The sequence below is a fragment of the Mesorhizobium sp. CO1-1-8 genome (genome assembly GCF_020164875.1).
Lineage (GTDB): Bacteria > Pseudomonadota > Alphaproteobacteria > Rhizobiales > Rhizobiaceae > Mesorhizobium.
The window spans coordinates 535,496-556,752 of the sequence record NZ_JAIUGZ010000002.1; the positions used below are offsets into that span (position 1 = coordinate 535,496).

At 62.5% G+C, this 21,257-nt stretch carries 16 protein-coding genes and 1 tRNA gene; 9 read left to right on the forward strand and 8 right to left on the reverse strand.

Annotated features, from left to right (window positions below; all coding sequences use genetic code 11):
* From LB558_RS05925 to LB558_RS05935, 3 genes are all read left to right on the forward strand, one after another.
* Positions 1-1,629, forward strand: a complete 1,629-nt coding sequence (locus LB558_RS05925) for an alpha-D-glucose phosphate-specific phosphoglucomutase (protein ID WP_224696649.1) — start codon at positions 1-3, stop codon at positions 1,627-1,629.
* A 151-nt stretch (positions 1,630-1,780) separates the two neighbouring features.
* Positions 1,781-3,796: a glycogen debranching protein GlgX gene (glgX, locus tag LB558_RS05930; protein ID WP_224696650.1), complete on the forward strand. Its 2,016-nt coding sequence runs from the start codon at positions 1,781-1,783 to the stop codon at positions 3,794-3,796.
* Complete coding sequence (locus tag LB558_RS05935) at positions 3,783-5,405, forward strand: alpha-glucosidase family protein (protein ID WP_224696651.1); 1,623 nt, start codon at positions 3,783-3,785, stop codon at positions 5,403-5,405. The genes glgX and LB558_RS05935 overlap by 14 nt, the downstream gene beginning before the upstream one ends.
* 11 nt (positions 5,406-5,416) lie before the next feature.
* Here the strand turns inward: LB558_RS05935 and LB558_RS05940 are convergent, their stop codons facing one another.
* Positions 5,417-7,198 carry a TadG family pilus assembly protein gene (locus LB558_RS05940; RefSeq protein ID WP_224696652.1) on the reverse strand — a complete coding sequence of 594 codons (1,782 nt, stop codon included), beginning with the start codon at positions 7,196-7,198 and terminating at the stop codon, positions 5,417-5,419.
* Positions 7,199-7,654, reverse strand: coding sequence for a TadE/TadG family type IV pilus assembly protein (locus LB558_RS05945; protein WP_224696653.1), 456 nt, complete (start codon positions 7,652-7,654; stop codon positions 7,199-7,201).
* Between the two features lie 369 nt (positions 7,655-8,023).
* On the opposite strand from LB558_RS05945, the gene LB558_RS05950 reads away from it, so the two are divergent.
* The 4 genes from LB558_RS05950 (at position 8,024) to LB558_RS05965 (ending at position 13,458) form a co-directional block, all read left to right on the forward strand.
* Positions 8,024-9,616 (forward strand): peptide ABC transporter substrate-binding protein, encoded by a 1,593-nt coding sequence (locus LB558_RS05950; RefSeq protein ID WP_224696654.1) that lies wholly within the window; start codon positions 8,024-8,026, stop codon positions 9,614-9,616.
* A 164-nt stretch (positions 9,617-9,780) separates the two neighbouring features.
* Complete coding sequence (locus tag LB558_RS05955; RefSeq protein ID WP_013532691.1) at positions 9,781-10,704, forward strand: ABC transporter permease subunit; 924 nt, start codon at positions 9,781-9,783, stop codon at positions 10,702-10,704.
* Positions 10,697-11,821, forward strand: a complete 1,125-nt coding sequence (locus tag LB558_RS05960; RefSeq protein WP_224696655.1) for an ABC transporter permease — start codon at positions 10,697-10,699, stop codon at positions 11,819-11,821. The genes LB558_RS05955 and LB558_RS05960 overlap by 8 nt, the downstream gene beginning before the upstream one ends.
* A 17-nt stretch (positions 11,822-11,838) precedes the next feature.
* A complete protein-coding gene (locus LB558_RS05965) occupies positions 11,839-13,458 on the forward strand; it encodes an ABC transporter ATP-binding protein (protein ID WP_224696656.1) in 1,620 nt (539 codons plus the stop codon).
* A gap of 33 nt (positions 13,459-13,491) precedes the next feature.
* On the opposite strand, the gene LB558_RS05970 is transcribed toward LB558_RS05965, so the two are convergent.
* From LB558_RS05970 to LB558_RS05990, 5 genes are all read right to left on the reverse strand, one after another.
* Positions 13,492-13,836: a hypothetical protein gene (locus LB558_RS05970; protein WP_224696657.1), complete on the reverse strand. Its 345-nt coding sequence runs from the start codon at positions 13,834-13,836 to the stop codon at positions 13,492-13,494.
* Between the two features lie 189 nt (positions 13,837-14,025).
* Positions 14,026-14,469 carry a hypothetical protein gene (locus LB558_RS05975; RefSeq protein ID WP_224696658.1) on the reverse strand — a complete coding sequence of 148 codons (444 nt, stop codon included), beginning with the start codon at positions 14,467-14,469 and terminating at the stop codon, positions 14,026-14,028.
* A gap of 6 nt (positions 14,470-14,475) precedes the next feature.
* Positions 14,476-14,691, reverse strand: coding sequence for a hypothetical protein (locus tag LB558_RS05980; protein WP_224696659.1), 216 nt, complete (start codon positions 14,689-14,691; stop codon positions 14,476-14,478).
* A 188-nt stretch (positions 14,692-14,879) separates the two neighbouring features.
* Positions 14,880-15,170, reverse strand: coding sequence for a hypothetical protein (locus LB558_RS05985; RefSeq protein WP_224696660.1), 291 nt, complete (start codon positions 15,168-15,170; stop codon positions 14,880-14,882).
* 565 nt (positions 15,171-15,735) lie between these two features.
* Positions 15,736-15,812: transfer RNA gene (locus tag LB558_RS05990), tRNA-Pro, on the reverse strand.
* Positions 15,813-16,003: 191 nt separating this feature from the next.
* Between LB558_RS05990 and LB558_RS05995 the strand changes: the two genes are divergently transcribed.
* Positions 16,004-17,524, forward strand: coding sequence for a phosphomannomutase/phosphoglucomutase (locus tag LB558_RS05995; protein WP_224696661.1), 1,521 nt, complete (start codon positions 16,004-16,006; stop codon positions 17,522-17,524).
* 11 nt (positions 17,525-17,535) lie between these two features.
* Positions 17,536-19,776, forward strand: coding sequence for a mannose-1-phosphate guanylyltransferase/mannose-6-phosphate isomerase (locus tag LB558_RS06000; RefSeq protein ID WP_224696662.1), 2,241 nt, complete (start codon positions 17,536-17,538; stop codon positions 19,774-19,776).
* 9 nt (positions 19,777-19,785) lie between these two features.
* Here LB558_RS06000 and betB read toward each other — a convergent pair whose 3' ends face one another.
* The gene (gene betB, locus LB558_RS06005) at positions 19,786-21,249 is read right to left on the reverse strand and encodes a betaine-aldehyde dehydrogenase (protein WP_224696663.1); all 1,464 of its coding nucleotides are present in this window, start codon (positions 21,247-21,249) and stop codon (positions 19,786-19,788) included.
* Positions 21,250-21,257 lie beyond the last annotated feature (8 nt).

Consider the following 21,257-nt stretch of genomic DNA (forward strand, 5'->3'; position numbering starts at 1 on the left):
ATGATACGGACCGTCCCCACCAAACCCTACTCCGATCAGAAGCCTGGCACGTCGGGCCTGCGCAAGAAGGTGCCTGTCTTTCAGCAGGAGCACTATGCCGAGAATTTCATCCAGTCGATCTTCGACGCGCTCGACGGTTTCAAGGGCAAGACCCTGGTGATCGGCGGCGATGGCCGTTTCTACAACCGCGAAGTCATCCAGAAGGCCATCGCCATGGCAGCCGCCAACGGCTTCGGCAAGGTGATGGTCGGGCAGGGCGGCATCCTGTCGACGCCGGCCGCCTCGCATGTCATCCGCAAATACAAGACCTTTGGCGGCATCATCCTGTCGGCCAGCCACAATCCTGGCGGCCCGCATGAGGATTTCGGCATCAAGTACAATGCCGGCAATGGCGGCCCGGCGCCGGAAAAGCTGACGGACGCGATCTTCGAAAAGACCAAGACGATTTCGAGCTTCAGAACCGCCGACATCGATCCGATCGACATCGACACGGTAGGCACGGTCAAGGCCGCCGGCATGACGGTCGAGATCATCGACCCGGTCGCCGACTATGCCGAGCTGATGGAAAGCCTGTTCGATTTCGATGCCTTGCGCAAACTGTTCAAGTCGGGTTTCCGCATGCGCTTCGACGCCATGCACGCGGTGACCGGTCCCTACGCCAAGGAGATCCTCGAAAACCGGCTCGGCGCGCCCAATGGCACCTGCCGCAATTTCAAGCCGTTGCCGGATTTCGGCGGGCACCATCCGGACCCGAATCTTGTCCACGCCAAACACCTCTACGACGAGATGATGGGGCCGGACGCGCCGGATTTCGGCGCCGCCTCGGATGGCGACGGCGACCGTAATTTGATCATCGGCAAGGGCATTTTCGTCACCCCGTCGGATTCTGTCGCCATGCTCGCCGCCAATGCCCGCCTGGCACCCGGCTACAAGGCCGGTTTGAAAGGCATCGCCCGCTCGATGCCGACCAGCGGCGCGGCCGATCGTGTCGCTGAAAAACTCGGCGTCGGCATCTATGAGACGCCTACTGGCTGGAAATTTTTCGGCAATCTGCTCGACGCCGACATGGCGACGATCTGCGGCGAGGAGAGTGCCGGCACCGGCTCCAACCATGTCCGCGAAAAGGACGGCCTGTGGGCGGTGCTGTTGTGGCTCAACATCCTTGCCGCGCGCGGCGAGAGCTGCAAGCAGATCGTCACCGAGCACTGGGCGACCTACGGACGCAACTACTATTCGCGGCATGACTATGAGGAGGTCGAGAGCGACCGGGCGAACGCGCTGGTCGACGAACTGCGCGCCAAACTCGGCTCATTGCCGGGCACCAGCGTGCGCGGCATGACAATCGCCAGCGCCGACGATTTTGCCTATCACGATCCGGTCGATGGTTCGATCAGCGAGCATCAGGGGATCAGGGTGCTTTTCGAAGGTGGTTCGCGGGTCGTCTTCCGCCTCTCCGGCACCGGCACGTCGGGCGCGACGTTGCGCGTTTATATCGAGCGCTACGAGCCGGACAAGTCGAGGCACGATCTCGATACCCAGGCCGCCCTTGCCGATCTGATTGCCGCGGCCGATGATATTGCCGGGATTCACAGCCATACCGGCCGCCCCAAGCCAAGCGTGATTACTTGAGAGTGGCTGTGGCTTCACCCTTCCCCTTGTGGGGAGGGTCGATCCGCGTAGCGGATCGGGGCGCTCATAAAGCGCTTTCCCTGCGCCGCCCCCCAGCCCGCTCACTTCGTTCGCGACCCTCCCCACGAGGGGGAGGGTGGAGGACGCGCGCATGACCCCACTCGGTGCCACCATCACCAGCGAAGGCATCCGCTTTGCCGTGTGGTCGCAGGCCGCCCGTCGGATTTGGGTCTCGATCTTCGACGAGCAGGGCAAGCGGGAAATCGAACGGCTCGAGCTACAGCCGGAAGGCGAAGACGTCCATGCGCTGTTCGTCGCGGGCCTTGGCCAGGGCATCCGCTACGGCTTTCGCGCCGATGGCGACTACGCGCCGGAGCGCGGGCTGTGGTTCGATCCCGCCAAGCTCCTGACCGATCCTTATGCCGTCGAGATCGACCGGTCTTACATCTATGACTGGCGGCTGGCCCAGCGCCGGGGCGAGGGGGCCGATACCGCGCCGCTGATGCCGAAAGCGATTGCCGCTGCGCTGCAGAAGCCGATGCAGGCTGCGCCGTCGCTATTCCAGCCGGGGGGCCTGATATATGAAGTGCCGGTGCGCGCTTTCACCATGCTGCATCCGGATGTTCCGGAAAAATTGCGTGGTACCATTGCCGCTCTCGCTCATCCGGTGATTATCGAGCACCTGAAAAAACTCGGCGTTGGCGCGGTCGAACTGATGCCGGTGACCGCCTCGATCGACGAGCGGCATTTGCCGCCGCTCGGGCTGCGCAACGCCTGGGGCTACAATCCCGTGACGTTCATGGCCCTCGATCCGCGCCTGGCGCCGGGCGGCATCATGGAATTGCGAAACACGGTCGCTGTGCTGCGTCAGGCTGGTATCGGCGTCATCCTCGACCTCGTCTTCAACCACACCGGCGAGAGCGACAGGCTTGGGCCCACATTGTCGCTGCGCGGCCTCGACAATCAGACCTATTACCGGCACACATCGGAAGGCAGGCTGGTCAATGACACCGGGACCGGCAACACGGTCGCTTGCGACCATCCTGTCGTCCAGGAAATGGTCCTCGACACGCTTCGCCATTTCGTCAGGGATGCCGGCGTCGATGGCTTCCGCTTCGACCTCGCTCCCATTCTGGGGCGGGTCGAGGGCACATTCAATGCCGAGGCGCCGCTGCTGAGGGCGATGCGCGCCGATGCGCTGCTGGCCGATCGCGTGTTGATCGCCGAGCCGTGGGACATCGGTCCGGACGGCTATCAGCTCGGCAATTTCCCGCCGCCCTTCCTCGAATGGAACGACAAGTATCGCGACGATGTCAGACGCTTCTGGCGCGGCGACGCCGGCATGGTCGGCGCCCTGGCGACCCGGCTCGCCGGTTCGTCCGATGTGTTTGCCGCGAACAGGCAAGGCGCAAGCCGCACGCTCAATTTCATCGCCGCCCATGATGGCATGACGCTCGCCGATATCGTGCGCTACCAGCGCAAGCACAACGAAACCAATGGCGAGCAGAACCGCGACGGCCACAATGAAAACCTGTCCTGGAACAACGGCGTCGAAGGTGATGCAAACGACCCGGCCGTGTTGGCGGCTCGCCTCAACGATCAGCATGCCTTGCTCGCCACGCTGTTTGCCTCACGCGGCACCATCATGCTGACGGCCGGCGACGAATTCGGCCGCACCCAGCAGGGCAACAACAACGCCTATGCGCAGGACAACGAGATCACCTGGCTCGAGTGGGCCGGCCGCGACCAGGCGCTGGAGCGCTACGCGGCGGAACTCTCGAGGCTGCGCCGGTCGATGCCGGCGCTGTCCGACACAAGCTTCCTCACGGGCCAGCCACCGGCAGGTTCGGAGGTGCCGGACGTCGCATGGCTTGCTGAGACAGGTGCGGCGCTCGACGAACAGAGCTGGCAGGATCCGCAGCGGCACCGTCTTGTCATGGTCCTGGGCGGCGCCAGCGATGACGACCGCCGTCTTGCGGTGCTTATCAACGGCGATCGCCGGGCCTGCATGTTCACCTTGCCTGAGCGAGACGGATTCCTCTGGGCTCCAGCTATCGAAGCGCCGGATGCGGTGGATATCTCGCGGCCAATATCCGGGCGGACGATGATCTTCATGATCGAACGAGCGCAGGCCGGCACAAGGGAGAAGCGCAATGGCGGCGAGTGACAAGACCGGATGGTGGCGCGGTTGCGTCATCTACCAGATCTATCCGCGCTCCTTTCAGGACACGACCGGCGACGGCAGCGGCGATCTCGCCGGTATCACCTCGAGGCTCGCCCATGTCGCCTCGCTTGGTGTCGACGCCGTCTGGCTGTCGCCTTTCTTCAAGTCGCCAATGGCCGATATGGGCTACGACGTGTCGGACTATTGCGATGTCGATCCGATGTTCGGCACGCTCGAGGATTTCGATGCGCTGGTCGCCGAGGCGCATCGTCTCGGCCTGAAGATCATCATCGACCAGGTGCTGTCGCATTCATCCGACAAGCACGACTGGTTCGTCGAAAGCCGCGCCAGCCGCGATAACCCCAAGGCCGACTGGTATGTCTGGGCCGATACCAAGCCAGATGGCAGCGCGCCCAACAACTGGCTCTCCGTCTTCGGTGGCCCGGCCTGGGAATGGGATTCGACCCGCCGGCAATATTACATGCACAATTTCCTTGCCTCGCAGCCCGATCTGAATTTCCACAATCCGGAGGTCCAGGACACGCTTCTCGACACGGTGCGCTTCTGGCTGGAGCGCGGCGTCGATGGTTTTCGGCTCGATACGGTCAATTACTATGTCCACGACCGCTGGCTGCGCAGCAATCCGCCCCTGGCGTCGAGCGTCGCCGGCACCAACAACGAGACCAACACCTACCTCTATCAGGAGCATCTGTTCGACAAGACGCAGCCGGAAAACCTGGCATTCCTCCGTCGCTTCAGAGCCTTGCTCGATGAGTACGAGGATCGGGCGGCGGTTGGCGAAATCGGCGATGAAGGCCGCTCGCTGCAGACGCTCGCGGCCTACACCTCAGGCGGCGACAAGCTGCATATGTGTTACACCTTTGACCTGCTCGGTCCGCAGTTCTCGGCCGCGCATGTGCGTGGCTGCGTCGAAGCCTTCGAGGCGGCCGTCTCCGACGGCTGGGTCTGCTGGGCGTTCTCCAACCACGACGTGGTGCGCCATGTCAGCCGCTGGACAAGGCCGGACAGCGATCCCGATGCGGTCGCAAGATTCTCGATCATGCTGCTCACCTGCCTGCGCGGCTCGATCTGCCTCTATGAGGGCGAGGAGTTGGGTCTGGAGGAGGCGGAGCTGGCCTATGAGGATCTGCGCGATCCCGTTGGCATCCGCTTCTGGCCGGGCGTCAAGGGCAGGGATGGGTGTCGCACGCCGATGGTCTGGGAGGCCGGCGCCGACAATGCAGGCTTCTCCACGGCCAGGCCGTGGCTGCCGATACCGCCCAGCCATCGCGCCCGCGCGGTCGATGTCCAGAATGCCGACACGGCCTCGGTGCTCGCGTCCTATCGGGCTGCGCTGGCCTTGCGCGGGGTGCATGAGGCGCTGGTATCAGGCTCGATCCGCTTTCTCGACGCCGCGGGTGACCTGCTCGCTTTCATTCGCGAGGGCGGCGGCGAAAGACTGCTCTGTGTCTTCAATTTAGCCGGGGGACCGGCCAGTTGGCCGTTGCCCGGGGACATCCGAGCGGTTGCGAAGCTTGGTGGCGATGCCGCGGTCGTCGAGGCCGAGCTTTTGCTGCCAGCGCTCGGAGTCTTTTTTGGCAGGCTCGACTGATATCCCGACCGTTACTGCACCAGCACGGCACGTCCGCATGTCGCGCCGGTGACCCGGACATCGGCTTCGCCGAGATGAACGCCGAGCGTATCGAGCAGATTATAGAGCAAGGTGTCGACTGGTGCCGTTACGGTTTTCAAAAGCGTCGTCACGGCTGGCTTCACGGTGCCGAGCAGGGCGGTTACGTCAAGCCCGAGGATACCCAGCGCGTTGACGGAAAGTGATAACTTGTCGACCAGTGATGTTGTCAGCGTCTGGGTAATGTCCCGTGTCGGCGTCGTCTTGATGGTTTTGGCGGCGATCTCGGTTTTGTTGAAGACCAGGTTGGTCGGGCTGACATTGGTTATGTCGGCACCCGCCGACCCCTTCACCAGTATTAGCGGGATTTTTAGCAGCAACAGATTGAGGCTGACATCCGCTATGTTGGCGTCGGAGAACGACTGCGGGTTGCTGAAATCGGCGAAGGCGGTGGGGCTGTTATCGGCATCGCTGGCGGCAAGGTTCACCGCGGCGACGCCGGGCTTCGCGGCAATGGTAACCTTCAGGCTGTCGGGTCCGGTCGGGCAGCTGATGTCGGTCAGCTTGGCCTCGGCGTAGGCCACTTCGACATTCAGCGGCAGCTTGACCGACAGCAGGCTGATACCGCCGCCCAGGTTTGGATTGCCGACGCCGACCGTGACCAGCAGCTTGATGCGCGTTTGCGCGGTGCGAACCACGGTGCCGGCTTCTCCAACCGCCAGCCATGGCGAGGATTGCGGCGGTTCGCCGATGGCGATGGCGAGCGTGGTCGACAGCACCCCCGGAATGGTGGCGCCGAGGGCGACGTCGACCTGCTTCGAACCGTTTGCCAGTCCGGCGGCGGCAGTCAGCATGCCCAAGGCGCTCGCGTCGACGCCAAGGCCGGCCGGCTTTTGGCCGAGGCCCAACTTGCCGACGGAGCCGAGATCGATCAGATGGCTGAGCGGGATCTGGACCGTGCTGGTCGATTTGGACGCGATCGTCTGCAGAGCGACCTTGGCCGAATTGCCAAGCCCGGGCACATTGGCCATGGCCGTGGCGATCTGGCCGACGGTCGCCTTAGATGCCAGCACATCCGAATACGACACGCCGGTCAGGTTCAGCTGTGTGGCAAGGCCGTCCACGAAGGAGAGAACGCTCACATCCGCGGAGATCAGCGCGTTATAGTCCATGACGCTGAGCGAGATGTTGCTGCCGAGAAGTCCGCCGAGAAGTGCGTTGAGGATACCGCCATCGAGGCTGGCGAGCCTCGATCCGACCGAGAACGTCGCCTGCGGCGTCATGCTGGCGGTGGCTTGGGTGCCGATGACGGGAGTGGGGATCAGCGAACTCGCGAAATAGCGGGCAGGGATCTTCTTCAGGGTGACACGGACGGCATTGTAGGGGGTTATGCTGGCCTGGAAACGCTGGCCCACATTGGCGCCGGATGCCACATATCGCCCGGGCGTGACCGTCACGACGGTTTTGCCGACCGCCGGCTCGATCGTCTGTCCCGAGCTTTGAACGACCACCCCTGGCATGCCGTTGTCGGTCAGCGTGGTGACAACCGCTGTGTTGACATTGGTCATGTTCGAGGCGGCGGTGATCGCCGCCAGGTCCACCATTGCCTGGGCTTCGCGGCGCTCGGTGTAGATCGAGGCTTCGTCGATAGCCACCGCGGCTAGCGCCAGCGCCACCGGCGCGCTCAATGCCGCCATGACGGTGAAGTTCGCTTTCCTGTCACTCAGCATCAGCCGGGCAAGCCGACCGATCCCATTACACGCATGCAGCAGCATTCAGATGCCCCCGACCCTGATCGTTGACTGGCGCTTGATCGTGGTTCCGGGCATGGCTATGCCCGGGAAAAGGTTCCAGATCGGCAGGTTGCGGGCGTCGTACTGGATGGCCACCACGAACTGGCTCCCATCGGCCGTGCTGTCGTTAGCCTGGTAGGTCAGCTTGCTGACATCCACGAAGGGATATCCGCCGGCATTGTTGGTGACGAAGCTGGCCACGAGCGTCTGGCGTTCGGTCTGGTTCAGCCCGGCAATCGCCGTGCGGGCGGCATCCGCCGCGATCTGCTGGATCGAGTTGGCGGCGCCGAAATATATACCATATGCAACCATTCCGAGCAGAAGAAGAATGAAGATCGGCGAGAGCAAGGCGAATTCAACCGCGGAAGTTCCACGTTCTTCTTGGAATTTTCGCACCAATTGAGCGATTTTGGGCAATTTACTTGCTCCGTTGCTCATAGCCGCCACGCGTCTGAGATCGAACTGTAATAGAAGGCAATCATAATGTAACCTGTGGTTGCTTAAGAACGCATTAAGACATTCCGGCAAACTGGCGTGGCTCCGATTCGCGGTGAAAAATGGCGTCGAGGTGAAGAAACCAAGTCAAGCTTTTGGTTTCGGCTGGTGTTTCAGCGGCCACGCCATAGCTTTCGTCCGCCTTACTTTGGGTGACCCAGAGAGTCTGTTGAAATAAAAATTCTCCGCGTTAGTGTCTGGGCACGAGCCGCAGGACGGGAACCAGCGGCGCGCTCAAAGGGGTCAGATATCGGCTCCAGGGCGTCAACACTTAATAGGCGCGCCAACAGCAGCGCCGACAGGGAGAACTTCATGCTGAAAAACATGCTGAAGGCGACTGTGTTCGCCACGACGATGACGCTGGCGGCCGGGACGTTCTACACGCAGGCCTTTGCCGAGACCGTCTATAACAGGGGCACCGCCGCTGAATCCGAGTCGGTCGATCCGCACAAGACCTCGACGGTTTACGAAGCCAATGTCTTGCGCGACCTGTTCCAGGGCCTGGTCATGCAGGACCAGAAGGCCAATCTCATTCCTGGTGCCGCCGAGAGCTGGACGGTTTCGGACGACGGCACCGTCTACACGTTCAAGCTGCGCAAGGACGGCATGTGGTCGGATGGCAGCCCGGTGACTGCGGACGATTTCGTCTATGCCTTCCACCGGCTGGAAGATCCGGCGACGGGTGCCGAATACGCCTCGATGCTGTATCCGGTGAAGGGTGCGGAGGATGTCAATACCAAGAAGGGCAAGCCTGAGGACATGGGCGTCAAGGCGATTGACGCAAATACCCTGGAGGTCACGCTGAAGGCGCCGACACCTTACTTCCTGGAGATGCTGACCCACCAGGCGACCTATCCGGTCAGCAAGGCCTCCATCGAAAAGCTCGGCGCCGACTGGATCAAGCCCGGCAATCTGGTGTCCAACGGCGCCTACACGCTGGCTGAGTGGGTCCCCAACGATCACATGAAGCTGGTCAAGAATCCGAAATTCTGGGACGCGGCGACGGTCAAGTTCGATGTCGTCAACTACATTCCGACCGAGGACCGCTCGTCGGCGATGAAGCGCTTCGAAGCCGGCGAACTCGACAGCTACGACGACCTCCCGACTGAACAGCTCGCCGATCTCAAGACCAAGTTTGGCGACCAGATCCACGTCGGACCGTATCTCGGCACCTATTATTATGCGATCAAGACCGACAAGGCGCCGTGGGACAATGTCGAACTGCGCAACGCCATCTCGATGGCGATCGACCGCGACTTCCTCGCCGAAAAAGTCTGGCAGAACTCGATGCTGCCCGGCTATTCGATGGTGCCCCCCGGCATCGAGGGCTACACGCCGGCAATGGCCAAATACGCCGACATGCCGCAGATCGACCGCGAGGATGCGGCCAAGAAGATCCTCGAGAAACTCGGCTATACGCCCGAAAAGCCGCTGAAGATGGAAATCCGCTACAACACTTCGGAGAACCACAAGAACACTGCCGTGGCCATCCAGGAACAGCTGAAGCCGCTTGGCGTCGACGTCACGCTGCTCAACACCGACACCAAGACCCACTACTCCTTCCTTGAGCAGAAGGGCGACTATGATCTGGCACGTGCCGCCTGGATTGCCGATTACAAGGATCCGGAAACCTTCCTTGGCATCTCGCGCAAGGCCAGCGGCAACAATTATTCGGATTACAACAGCCCGGCCTATGAAGCGGCCATGGACAAGGCGGCCGCCGCCGGCGGCAACCCCGAACAGCGCATGAAGGAACTGGCCGACGCCGAACGCATCCTGGTCGACGACGTCGGCCAGATACCGCTCCTCTATTACAGCTACCACGATATCGTGTCATCGAAGCTGCATGGCTTCGTCGACAACGTGATGGATGTGCATCCGTCGCGCTTCGTCAGCAAGGACTAAACCCTGGCCAAAGCCACCGCGCCTCCAGGCGCGGTGGCGGTGGTTTGCCATCGCATCGGCCCGGGTATCGGAATTCGATTTCGGCAATGTCGGTGCGAAGATTTGAAAGCTAGAGCGCGGCCGTCCAACTGGATGCGCGCGGCTCTGGATCAAGCGGGGCACCGATGCTGCGATACGTATTACGGCGGCTTCTGACCGCCATTCCAACGCTGTTCGTCATCGTGACAATGGCGTTTTTCCTGATGCGCGTCGCGCCGGGCGGTCCATTCAACCAGGAGCGGGGGCTCAGTCCCGAGATCAGGGCTAATCTCGAAGCCCAGTTCGGGCTCAACGATCCGCTCTGGCTGCAATTCGTCCACTATCTCGGCAATCTGTTGCGCGGCAATTTCGGTCCGAGCTACAACATGCCGGATTTCACCGTCACCGAACTGTTCGCCAAGGGGCTGCCCATTTCGGTTCAACTCGGCGCCTCGGCGCTCGTCCTGGCGCTGCTGCTCGGTTCCGTGCTCGGCACCATTGCGGCGCTTAACCAGAACAAGCTTGGCGACTATACGGTGATCGCGCTGGCGACGGCCGGCAGCACCATCCCAACCTTCGTCATCGCGCCGGTGATCCAGCTCCTGTTCGGGCTGACCTGGAGGCTGCTGCCGATCGGTGGGTGGGGCGATGGCGCTTTCATCAACAAGGTCGGCCCGGTGCTGACGCTCGCTCTGCCGCAGATCGCCATCGTCGCCCGGCTGATGCGTGGCTCGATGATCGAATCCTTGCGGTCCCACCACATCCGCACGGCGCGCGCGCTCGGCCTGTCCGACTGGTCGGTGGTGGTCAAGCATGCGCTGCGCGGTGCCATCCTGCCGATCGTCTCCTTCACCGGTCCGGCGGCGGCGGCATTGCTGACCGGCTCGGTCATCGTCGAGACGATCTTCTCCATTCCGGGCGTCGGCCGCTATTTCGTCGATGCTGCGCTCAATCGTGACTACACGCTGGTGATGGGAACGGTGGTGGTGATCGCCATCTTTACCATTGTCTTCAACCTGATCGTCGACGTCATGTACGCGGTCGTCGATCCGAGGGTGCGCTATGACTGACATCACAGCCACAGCCGCCTCCACCGTCATCGGCCGTTCGCTCTGGGGGGATGCCTGGGCGCGGCTCAAGGCCAATCGCGCCGCCATGTTCAGCCTGTATTACCTTGCCCTGATCGGTATCATCAGCGTGTTCGGGCCGTGGTTCGTGCCGCATCAATACACCACCATCTATGCCGACTACGTGCGCATGCCGCCAAGCCTGACAGCCTATCCGAAGGCCGACATGATCGAGACGGCGCTCACCGAAGCGATCAAGCGCATGCGGGTCGACATCAAGGGATGGCGGCAGGAAGGCAATCAGATCTTCGTCACCGTCAAGTCGACCAGGCCGATCGACGACCGCAACATCCGCTATCTCGACCGCTCCGATGCCTTTGACGGCACCAGGATCGAGAGCAAGTCGGCCGACGGTCTCGAAGTGACGATGAGCGCCTCGATCAAGCAGCAATATTTCCTGTTCGGCACCGACAACACCGGCCGGGACCTGTTGTCGCGCACGCTGATGGCCGGGCGCATATCGCTGGCCATCGGCCTGCTCGCGGGCGTCGTGGCGGTGGTCATCGGCGTGGTCTACGGGGCCGCTGCCGGTTTTGCCGGAGGCAAGGTCGACGAGGTGATGATGCGCATCGTCGACGTGCTCTATTCCTTGCCTTTCATCTTCTTCGTCATCATGCTGGTGGTGTTCTTCGGCCGCAACTTCGTGCTGATGTTCCTGGCCGTCGGCGCCGTGCTGTGGCTCGACATGGCGCGCATCGTGCGCGGCCAGGCGCTGTCGATCCGCCGCCAGGAATATGTCCAGGCGGCGGAAGCCATGGGCGTCGGCCAGCGCGGCATCCTGCTGCGCCACGTCATCCCCAATCTGCTCGGCCCGGTGGTCATCTACATGACGCTGCTGGTGCCGCAGGTCATCATCCTGGAAAGCTTCCTGTCGTTTCTCGGGCTCGGCGTGCAGGAGCCGATGACCAGCTGGGGCGTGCTGATTTCGGTCGGCGCCAAGAACATCGGCACCGCCAACTGGCTGCTCCTGTTTCCCGCCTTCTTCCTCGTCTCGACGCTGTTCGCGCTGAACTTCGTCGGCGATGGCCTGCGCGACGCACTGGACCCGAGAGATCGATAAAGATGGGGATCGCTGAGATGGCTGCTTCCGAAACGATCCTCAGCGTCAAGGACCTGCGCGTCCGCTTCCGCACGCTCGACGGCATGGTCGAGGCGGTGAAAGGCATCAACATCCACGTCAATGCGGGCGAGACCGTTGCCGTGGTTGGCGAATCCGGATCCGGCAAGAGCCAGACGATGATGGCGGCGATGAGCCTGCTGGCATCGAATGGCGAAGCGACAGGCAGTGTCGACTATCGCGGCCGCAACCTTCTGACTCTGAGCAAATACGAACTCAACAAGGTCCGCGGCGCCAAGATCAGCATGATCTTCCAGGAGCCGATGACCTCGCTCGATCCGCTCTATTCGATCGGCAACCAACTGATCGAACCGATCCGACGGCATCGGGGCCTGAACGCCGCAGAGGCGCACGAAGAGGCGCTCAAGCTTTTGCGGCTGGTGCATATTCCAGATCCCGAGCGGCGGATGAAATCCTATCCGCACGAAATGTCCGGTGGCCAGCGCCAGCGCGTCATGATCGCCATGGCGCTCGCCAACGATCCCGACATTCTCATCGCCGACGAGCCGACGACGGCGCTCGACGTGACCATACAGGCGCAGATCCTGATGCTTCTGGCCGAATTGCAGCGCAAGCTCGGCATGGCGATCGTCTTCATCACCCACGATCTTGGCATCGTGCGCCGCTTTGCCGATCGGGTCTATGTCATGCGCCAAGGCGAGGTTGTCGAGGAGGGGGAGGCGGAGGCCATCTTCGTCAACCCACAGCATGCCTACACGAAAATGCTGCTGGCGGCCGAGCCGACCGGCAGCAAGGCGCCGCCGCCCGCCAATGCTCCAGTGCTGCTCGAAGGCAGGAATGTCGAAGTGACGTTCAGGATCGGCGGCGGGTTTCTTGCTGGTGAACCGCTGATGCTGCGTGCCGTCGATCACATCTCCATCCGGCTGCAGCGCAACCAGACCATCGGCATCGTTGGTGAATCGGGCTCGGGCAAGTCGACCCTCGGCCGCGCCTTGCTGCGGCTGTTGCCGAGCGACGGGCTCATCCGTTTCGGCGATCGCGATATTTCCCAAGCCGACAGGCAGGCGATGCGGCCGCTGCGGCGCCAGATGCAGCTCGTCTTTCAGGACCCGTTCGGCTCGCTGTCGCCGCGCATGACCGTCGGTCAGGTCATCACCGAAGGGCTTCTGGTGCATGAGCCTGATCTTTCGGGCAAGCAGCGTGATCAACGCGCGGTCGAGGCCTTGCGCGAGGTCGGCCTCGACCCCAACGCACGCAATCGCTACCCGCACGAATTCTCCGGCGGCCAGCGGCAGCGCATCGCCATTGCCCGCGCCATGATACTGAAGCCCAGGCTGGTGGTGTTGGATGAGCCGACCTCTGCGCTAGATCGCTCTGTGCAGAAACAGATCGTCGAACTGCTGCGCAAGCTGCAGGCGGACCACGAACTGTCCTACCTCTTCATCAGCCACGATCTGTCGGTCGTGCGCGCCATGGCCGACTACATCATCGTCATGAAGCAGGGCAAGATCGTCGAGGAGGGACCGACCGAGGCGATCTTCAGCAATCCGCAGCACGCCTACACACAGACGCTGATGGCCGCCGCGATCGACGTGACGCGATTTCGCCTGAGCGCCTGAACCGGGCTCCGCACCGAGGCATTGGCTGCCCGCTCAATTCGCGGACCTCGGGCACTTGCGCGCTCGCACAGCGGCAATGGCATCCTGTTGCTGCTTAAGCCGGTCGATCCTGGCTGTTTCACGGTTGGCTACCGCCGTCTTCACGCGTGAGCCGCCGAGCAGCCAGCGTGGAACATTGGTGTTGGCGACCTTGCCGCGCGTGATTGCCGTTTGCGAGATGTCACGGGCGACGTCTCCCATCGCACTGTTGAGGTCGGTACACGTCATCGAATCGTATTTCGCTGGATCCACGGTTCTGCCGAGCGATGAACAGCCAGCGACGAGAACCAGCGTCATCACAAGAATCAAGGGCGGGGCTGTGGTTGAATTCAAATTCATGTCGCACTCGGCCCGCCGTTTCACTGACTCCATCAGGTCCATCGACCCTAAAGCCGACGGACCTTTTCGTCAAAATATGCGGCCGCGAAGAAACCTCCCAGTGGGCCCGGCCTTTTTCGGCCGACGCAGGAACATTTCAGCCACTGGAATTGCTATCTGCCGGTTCCGGCGACGTCGGGGCAGCTTTTCCTACGCTGCTTCGGCCACGAACGCCGACGGCGGGCGACCGCCGAGCACTGTCTGAGCGATGTCGGTGTCATTTTCATCGACATGCGCCGTCACCAGAATGACCCCTTCGGCAACGTCCTGATCATCCGCCTTTATGGCGGCCATGGCGAATGTTCCAAACAGACCGCCGGCAACGCCGCCACACACCGCGCCAGCCACCGCTGTTGGCAATACGCTCGCAGCAACAGGATTGATGCCATAGGCCGCAACGGCGCTCAGGCAGGCCAACCCGCCGGCGGCAGCGCCAAGTAACGATCCCAAAGCGGAAACCCGAAGAGATCCCGCCTCGTCATTGTAAGGCCCGATGATCGCGATCTGTACGCGAGGAATTCCGGCCGTCACCAAGTCGCTGGCGACCCGCGCCGCATCGGCGGGGGAATCAAAAAGCCTGCTAATCGTCGGCATGGTCGCTTAACGCTTCTGGCTGTTCAGCAGCGTGTCGGTGAGGAATGACGCGGCAATCAGGTCATCAACCTCGATTCGCCCCTCGCCGCCCTCCATGATGGCCGCGACCTTCTGGAAGGTCTTCATCTCGTCTTCGGTAATCCGGGCTTCCTGCATCCTGGCCCTGATCTCTGTCATGCGCATGCTCAGGGCATGGGACCTTTTGGTTTCACGGTTGGACATGCTGCTGCTCTTAGTTTCATTGATCACTTTTCCCGCCACCCGAATTTGGAGCAAGGGCAGACGTTTCCAACCTGGACTTCGGTCGGGCAGGGTTCGGACTTAAGTCTGGTCGGGGGGCGACGGCGCCGCAAAAGCATGAGTCCCAAAAGTGGCCCGACTCCATCAAGAATCGGGCCGGAGATCTGTGGTCAGTACCCGTCGTTCTCGATCACCACGGGATGGTGCCGATGGTAATGGCGATGGGTGGAGACGGAACCTGTCACGACAACGGTATCGCGGTGATGATGCCGGCGCCCATGGTCATAGAACGCCATGGTACCATGGCGGCGGTGGTGCAAGCGCTGGCCGTCTTCGTTGATGATCTTGACGCTGCCGTGATGTCGATGATGGGTTCTAACAACCACATCGGCTTCGGCTGCCGAAGCCATAACGGGCAGTCCAATGGAAAGCGCCAACGCGCACATGATCATTGTTTTCATTGCAATTTCTCCAAGTTCTTAATTAGCCCTTCGTTGGATAACTGCCCTTGATTGCTTTGGTTCCGATCGTCCGGCATCGACCCGAATGTTCACTGGTCATCGCTGGCTCTCGTCAAACGACGGAACATTAGGCGTGCCTGATGGTTTTATTTCTCGCAGCCGGGATCACGATTTGGTGTCTGCTGCAGATCAGTCGGCAAAGGCTGGTCGGCCCGCGTTCTCTGCCAGAGGCGCGGGCTTCCCTCGGGCAACAGGAGAGAGATCATGAACAATATCGTTTGGCTCGTTGGAGCTGTGGTCATCGTGATAGCGATCTTGAGCTTTTTTGGCCTCCGCTGAGCGGGACGCGCATACGTTTTCCGGAATCTATCCGCACGTACGAAAGCATCAGGCGGCCGGTTGAGGCCGTCTGGGTACTGTCCAGTGCAACAGGCATCGCTGTCGACCGGCCGCAGAGGCACGGCGAATAGGAGTTCGCTCATCCGACTGGCGGGGGACGCGAGTAATCTCGCTCAAGGAGCAGGTGGAGCGCCGAAGTCGGGATGCGCTAACTCTTTGTTTTTTCTGGTCGGAGTGGCAGGATTTGAACCTGCGACCCCCTCGTCCCGAACGAGGTGCGCTACCAGGCTGCGCTACACTCCGTGACCAGACCGCGGGCTTATAGCCGCCACACTTCGTTCCTGCAAGCGGCATGGCAGCACTTCTGTCGCATTTCGTCGAGCATAGTCCGAAAAGGCTCGGATCCCCTCACGGGATAAACGTGGCTTAAAGCCTTCTGTGCTAAGCCGCGCCCTCGACAACTCGTAATTTCCGCCATTCGGAGTTTTCCAGTCTTGTCCTTCAGCATCGTTGGCGACGCACGGCCCAACAGTTTCGAATTCGAAACCGAAGCGCTGATCAAGCCATCCGGCTTTCGCGAATATGATGCGCGCTGGTGGTTCGGCCATCCCGGCTCCGCGCAACTGCCGGAGCTCAATCTGGTCGGCGTCCAGGCACTTGGCATGGGGCTTGGCACGCTGATCCGCCGTGTCGGTGCCGGTCCCGATATCGTCACCGGGCATGATTTCCGCTCCTATTCGCTGTCGATCAAACTGGCGCTGGTGTCGGGCCTGATGGCCGCGGGCGCACGGGTGAGGGACATCGGCTTGGCGTTGTCGCCGACGGCCTATTTTGCCCAGTTCGCACTGGACGTGCCTTCGGTCGCCATGGTCACCGCCTCGCATAACGAGAATGGCTGGACCGGCGTCAAGATGGGTGCGGCGCGGCCGCTGACTTTCGGACCGGAACAGATGAGCGCGCTGAAGGCGATCGTGCTGGCCGGTGATTTCGATCTCGTCGGCGGCGGCTCCTACGATTTCGTCCGCGATTTTCGCGCCACTTATCTCGACGATCTGACCAAGGACAAGCGCATCGCCCGAAAGCTGAAAGTGGTCGTCGCCTGCGGCAACGGCACCGCCGGGGCTTTCGCGCCGCAAGCGCTGCAGCGCATCGGCTGCGAGGTCATCCCGCTCGATGTCGACCTCGACCATACCTTTCCGCGCTACAACCCCAATCCCGAGGACATGCAGATGCTGCATGCCATCAGGGAGAAGGTGCTGGAGACTGGAGCCGATGTCGGCCTTGGCTTCGATGGCGACGGTGACCGCTGCGGCGTCGTCGACAATGAGGGCAATGAGATTTTTGCCGACAAGGTCGGTGTGATGCTGGCGCGCGATATCTCCAGCCTGCATCCGGGCTCGACCTTCGTCGTCGACGTCAAGTCGACCGGCCTGTTCAACACAGACAGCGTGCTGCGCGCCAGCGGCGCCGTCACCGACTACTGGAAGACCGGCCACTCCTACATAAAGCGCCGCGTCGCGGAGCTTGGCGCCGTCGCCGGTTTCGAAAAGTCGGGCCATTTCTTCTTCAACCCGCCGATCGGCCGCGGCTACGACGACGGCTTGGTCACCGCCATCGCCATCTGCCAGATGCTGGATCGCAGTCCCGGCAGTTCGATGGCCGATCTCTACCGCGCGCTGCCGCTGACCTTCGGCACGCCGACCATGTCGCCGCACTGCGCGGACGATGTGAAGTATGGCGTTGTCGAGCGGGTGGTTGCCGATTTTCAGGCCATGAAGCGGGATGGAATGGTTTTCGCTGGCCAGAAGATCGCAGACCTCATCACCGTCAACGGCGTGCGCGTCGTCGCCGATGACGGCACCTGGGGGTTGGTGCGCGCCTCGTCGAACAAGCCGGAACTGGTCGTGGTCGTCGAAAGCCCGGTGTCGTCGCAGCGTCGACGGGAGATGTTCGAGGCTGTCGACGCCGTGCTGCGCCGCAGCCCCGAGGTGGGCGCCTACAACCAGACCTTTTGAATGGTAGTTGAATGACCGAGCGGATTGTCAGTTTTGTCATGAGCGGCGGCGTCGGCTCGCGGTTGTGGCCGCTGTCGCGCGAGGACAATCCCAAGCAGTTCCACGACCTGTCGGGCGACGGCTCGATGCTGGCCAAGACCTTGCGTCGGCTGACGGCCCGGCCGGAGGGCGAAACGCCGATCTTCCTGATCGCCGCGGAGCGCCATGCCGATCGCGTCCACGCCGATCTTGCCGGCCTCGACCTCGCCGGCGGCGGGCCGCTGTTCGAGCCGACCGGACGCAACACAGCCGCCGCCGTCGCACTGGCGACGCTACGCACATTGTCCGAGTTCGGCGACAGCCTGGTGCTGGTGGTGCCGTCGGATCACGAGATATCGACCCCGCGCCAATTCTGGCAGAGTGTCGAAGCAGGTACGCAGGCTGCACGCGAGGGCGGGCTGGTGGTGTTCGGCATCAAGCCGACGCAACCAGAGACCGGCTACGGCTATATTGAGGTCGCGGCCGAAAGCGGCGGCATCTTCGGCGTGTCGCGCTTCGTCGAAAAGCCGGATCTTGCGACTGCGCAGAGCTATCTCAAGGCCGGAAATTTCTACTGGAACACCGGCATCTTCCTGTTTCGCGCCAGCACCATGCGTGACGCTTTCATAGCGTTCCAGCCGGATATCTGGCAGGCCACCGAAGCAGCCTACAAGGCAGCGACATCGGATCTGTCCGGCCTTTACATGCCGCTGGAACTCTACGCCGCCATTCCGTCGAACTCGATCGACTACGCCATAATGGAGCGGGCAAAAGACATCGCGATGGTGCCGGCCGGCTTCCGCTGGAACGATCTCGGCTCATGGCAGTCGCTGCTCGATGTCGGCCCCGCGGACGACCGGGGCAATGTCATCATCGGCGATGTCGTCGCCATCGATTGCCAGAATTCCTACATCCGCAGCGACGGCCGCCTGCTGTCGGCGATCGGCATGAAGGACATCGCCATCGTTTCGACATCGGATGCCACCTTCGTCGCTCCCGTCAGCCACAGCCAACACGTCAAGAAGATCGTCGAGCAGCTTGAAAAATCGGGTCGCCTGGAAACCAGGTTCACGCCGGCGCATGACCGCGTCATCGAAAGCGGGGCCTGGCGGCGGCGCGTGCACCACTGGCTGTTTCAGGAGACCTTGCCGCTGTGGTCGACATCGGGCGTCGACGAACGCCATGGTGGTTTTCACGAAGCGCTTGGCCTGGACGCTTCGCCGTTGATGAAGCCCAAGCGCATGCGCACCATGGCAAGGCAGGTCTATGCCTTCGCCGTCGCCCGGGCGCGCGGTTGGGACGGTCCGGCCGACCGGCTGATCAGCCACGGCATCGCCTTCATGGCCAGCAAGGGCCGCACCGACAAAGGCGGCTGGGTTCGGACGCTGAATGTCGACGGTTCGGTCGCCGACGCCACCGAGGATGCCTACGATCATTCCTGCGTCCTCCTGGCACTGGCGCATGCGCATATGTCTGGCAATGCCGACGCCTTGCGCCTCGGCGAGGAAACCTTCGCCTTTCTCGATGCGCATCTCGAAGACAGCCGCATGACCGGCTTCCTTGAGACATCGGACGGCAAAGGCGAGCGCCGCTCCAACCCGCATATGCACCTGCTCGAGGCCTTCCTCGCTTGGCACCAGGCGACCGGCGAGCGCGCGCACCTGCGCCGCGCGGCGCGTATCATCGACCTCTTCCGCAGTCATTTCTTCGATCCGGAAAGCTGGACGCTTGGCGAGTATTTCGACGCCGAATGGAAACCCTCCGCCGGAGAGAAAGGCTCATGGACCGAACCCGGCCATCACTTCGAATGGGCCTCGCTGCTGGTCGATTTCGCCGCGCGTAGCGGGCAGGCCGAGTTGAGCGGCTTTGCCAGGAAACTCTACGCCTCAGCCGTCGCCAATGGGCTCAACCGCGCCACCGGCCTTGCCTATGGCGCCGTCTCCAGGCAGGCCCTGCCGCTCGACCTGATATCGCGCAGTTGGCCGCAGGCCGAAGCGGTGAAGGCGGCGATCGCGCTGGACGGTTCGGGCGGCCCTGATCTCAAGCCTGAGATCGAAGCGCGCGTCGGCCGGCTGTTCCGCTGGCACATCGATCCGGCGCCGCTCGGCCTGTGGATCGACCGCATCGATGAGCGCGGCCGCTCGCTTGCATCGGACGTGCCGGCCAGCATCTTTTATCATCTGGTCTGCGCGCTGACCCAGTATCTGGACAGCACGGCCGATCCGAAGGCGTAGAGGGCTCGATCAGTAGGGGCTCGCCACGTCGCCCGTCTCGACATAGATCGACTTCAGTTGCGAATAGAGCGCCAGCGCCGCCAGTGAATTCTCACGTCCGATACCTGACTGTTTGAAGCCGCCGAACGGGATTTCGACCGGCGTCAGATTGTAGGCGTTGATCCAGCAGGTGCCGGCCTGCAACTCGGCGATGACGCGGTGGGCGCGCGGCAGGTCGCGCGTGAAGACGCCGGCAGCAAGACCGAATTCGGTGTCGTTGGCGCGGTCGATCACTTCATCCTCGCCGTCGAATTTCAGCACGCTCATCACTGGTCCGAAAATTTCTTCACGGGCGATACGCATGCCATCGGTGACGCCGGTGAACACCGTCGGCTCGACGAAGAAGCCGCCCTGGAAACCCTGCAGCGAAGGCACGTTGCCGCCGCAGGCGAGAACAGCTCCGTCCTGCTTGCCGACCTCGATATAGCCGACCACCTTGTCGTGCTGCGCCTTGGAGACCAGCGGCCCTATCTGGGTTTCGGGATCGAGCGGGTCGCCGATGCGGATTTTCTTGGTCCGCTCTATCAGGCGCTCGACGAAACGGTCGTGGATGCCGCTCTGCACGAAGACCCGCGTGCCGTTGGAGCAGATCTGCCCGGTCGAATAGAAATTGCCGAGCATGGCGCCGCCGATGGCGTTCTCGATGTCGGCGTCGTCGAAGACGATCAGCGGCGACTTGCCGCCGAGCTCCATCGTAGCGTGCTTCATTCTTGAGCCAGCCAGCGACAGCACCTTGCGGCCGGTCGGCACCGAGCCGGTCACCGAGACCTTGGCGACGACATCGTGGCCGACGAGGCCGGCGCCGACATCGCCATAGCCTTGCACCACGTTGAACAGCCCGTCGGGCAGCCCGGCCTCGCTGTAGATCTCCGCCAGTGCGAGTGCTGAAAGCGGCGTGTTTTCCGATGGCTTGAACACCATGGCATTGCCCATGGCGAGTGCCGGTGCCGATTTCCAGCCGGCTATCTGGATCGGGTAGTTCCAGGCGCCGATGCCGACACAGACGCCGAGCGCTTCGCGCCTTGTGTAGGCGAAGGGTCCGCCGAGATCGACCGACTCGCCATTGTAGGCGGCAACCGCACCGCCGAAATATTCAAGGCAGTCCGCCGCCGAAGGGGCGTCCGCCACCAGCGTTTCCTGGATCGCCTTGCCGGTGTCCAGCGTCTCGATGCGGGCGAGGTCGGCGTTGCGGGCGCGCAATATGTCGGCGGCGCGGCGCAGGATGCGCCCGCGCTCGACCGGCTTCAGCCGCGCCCAGGCGGGCTGCGCGGCGCGGGCTGCCTCGACGGCGAGCTCCAGCACGTTCGGCGTCGCCGAACGCAGCATGGCGATGATCTCGCCGGTTGCCGGATAGATGACCGGCAGCGGCGCGCCGCCTTCGTCCTCGATGTAGCGTCCGTTGACATAGTGCGATGCCGTGGGCTGAGCGCGCATGGAAGTCT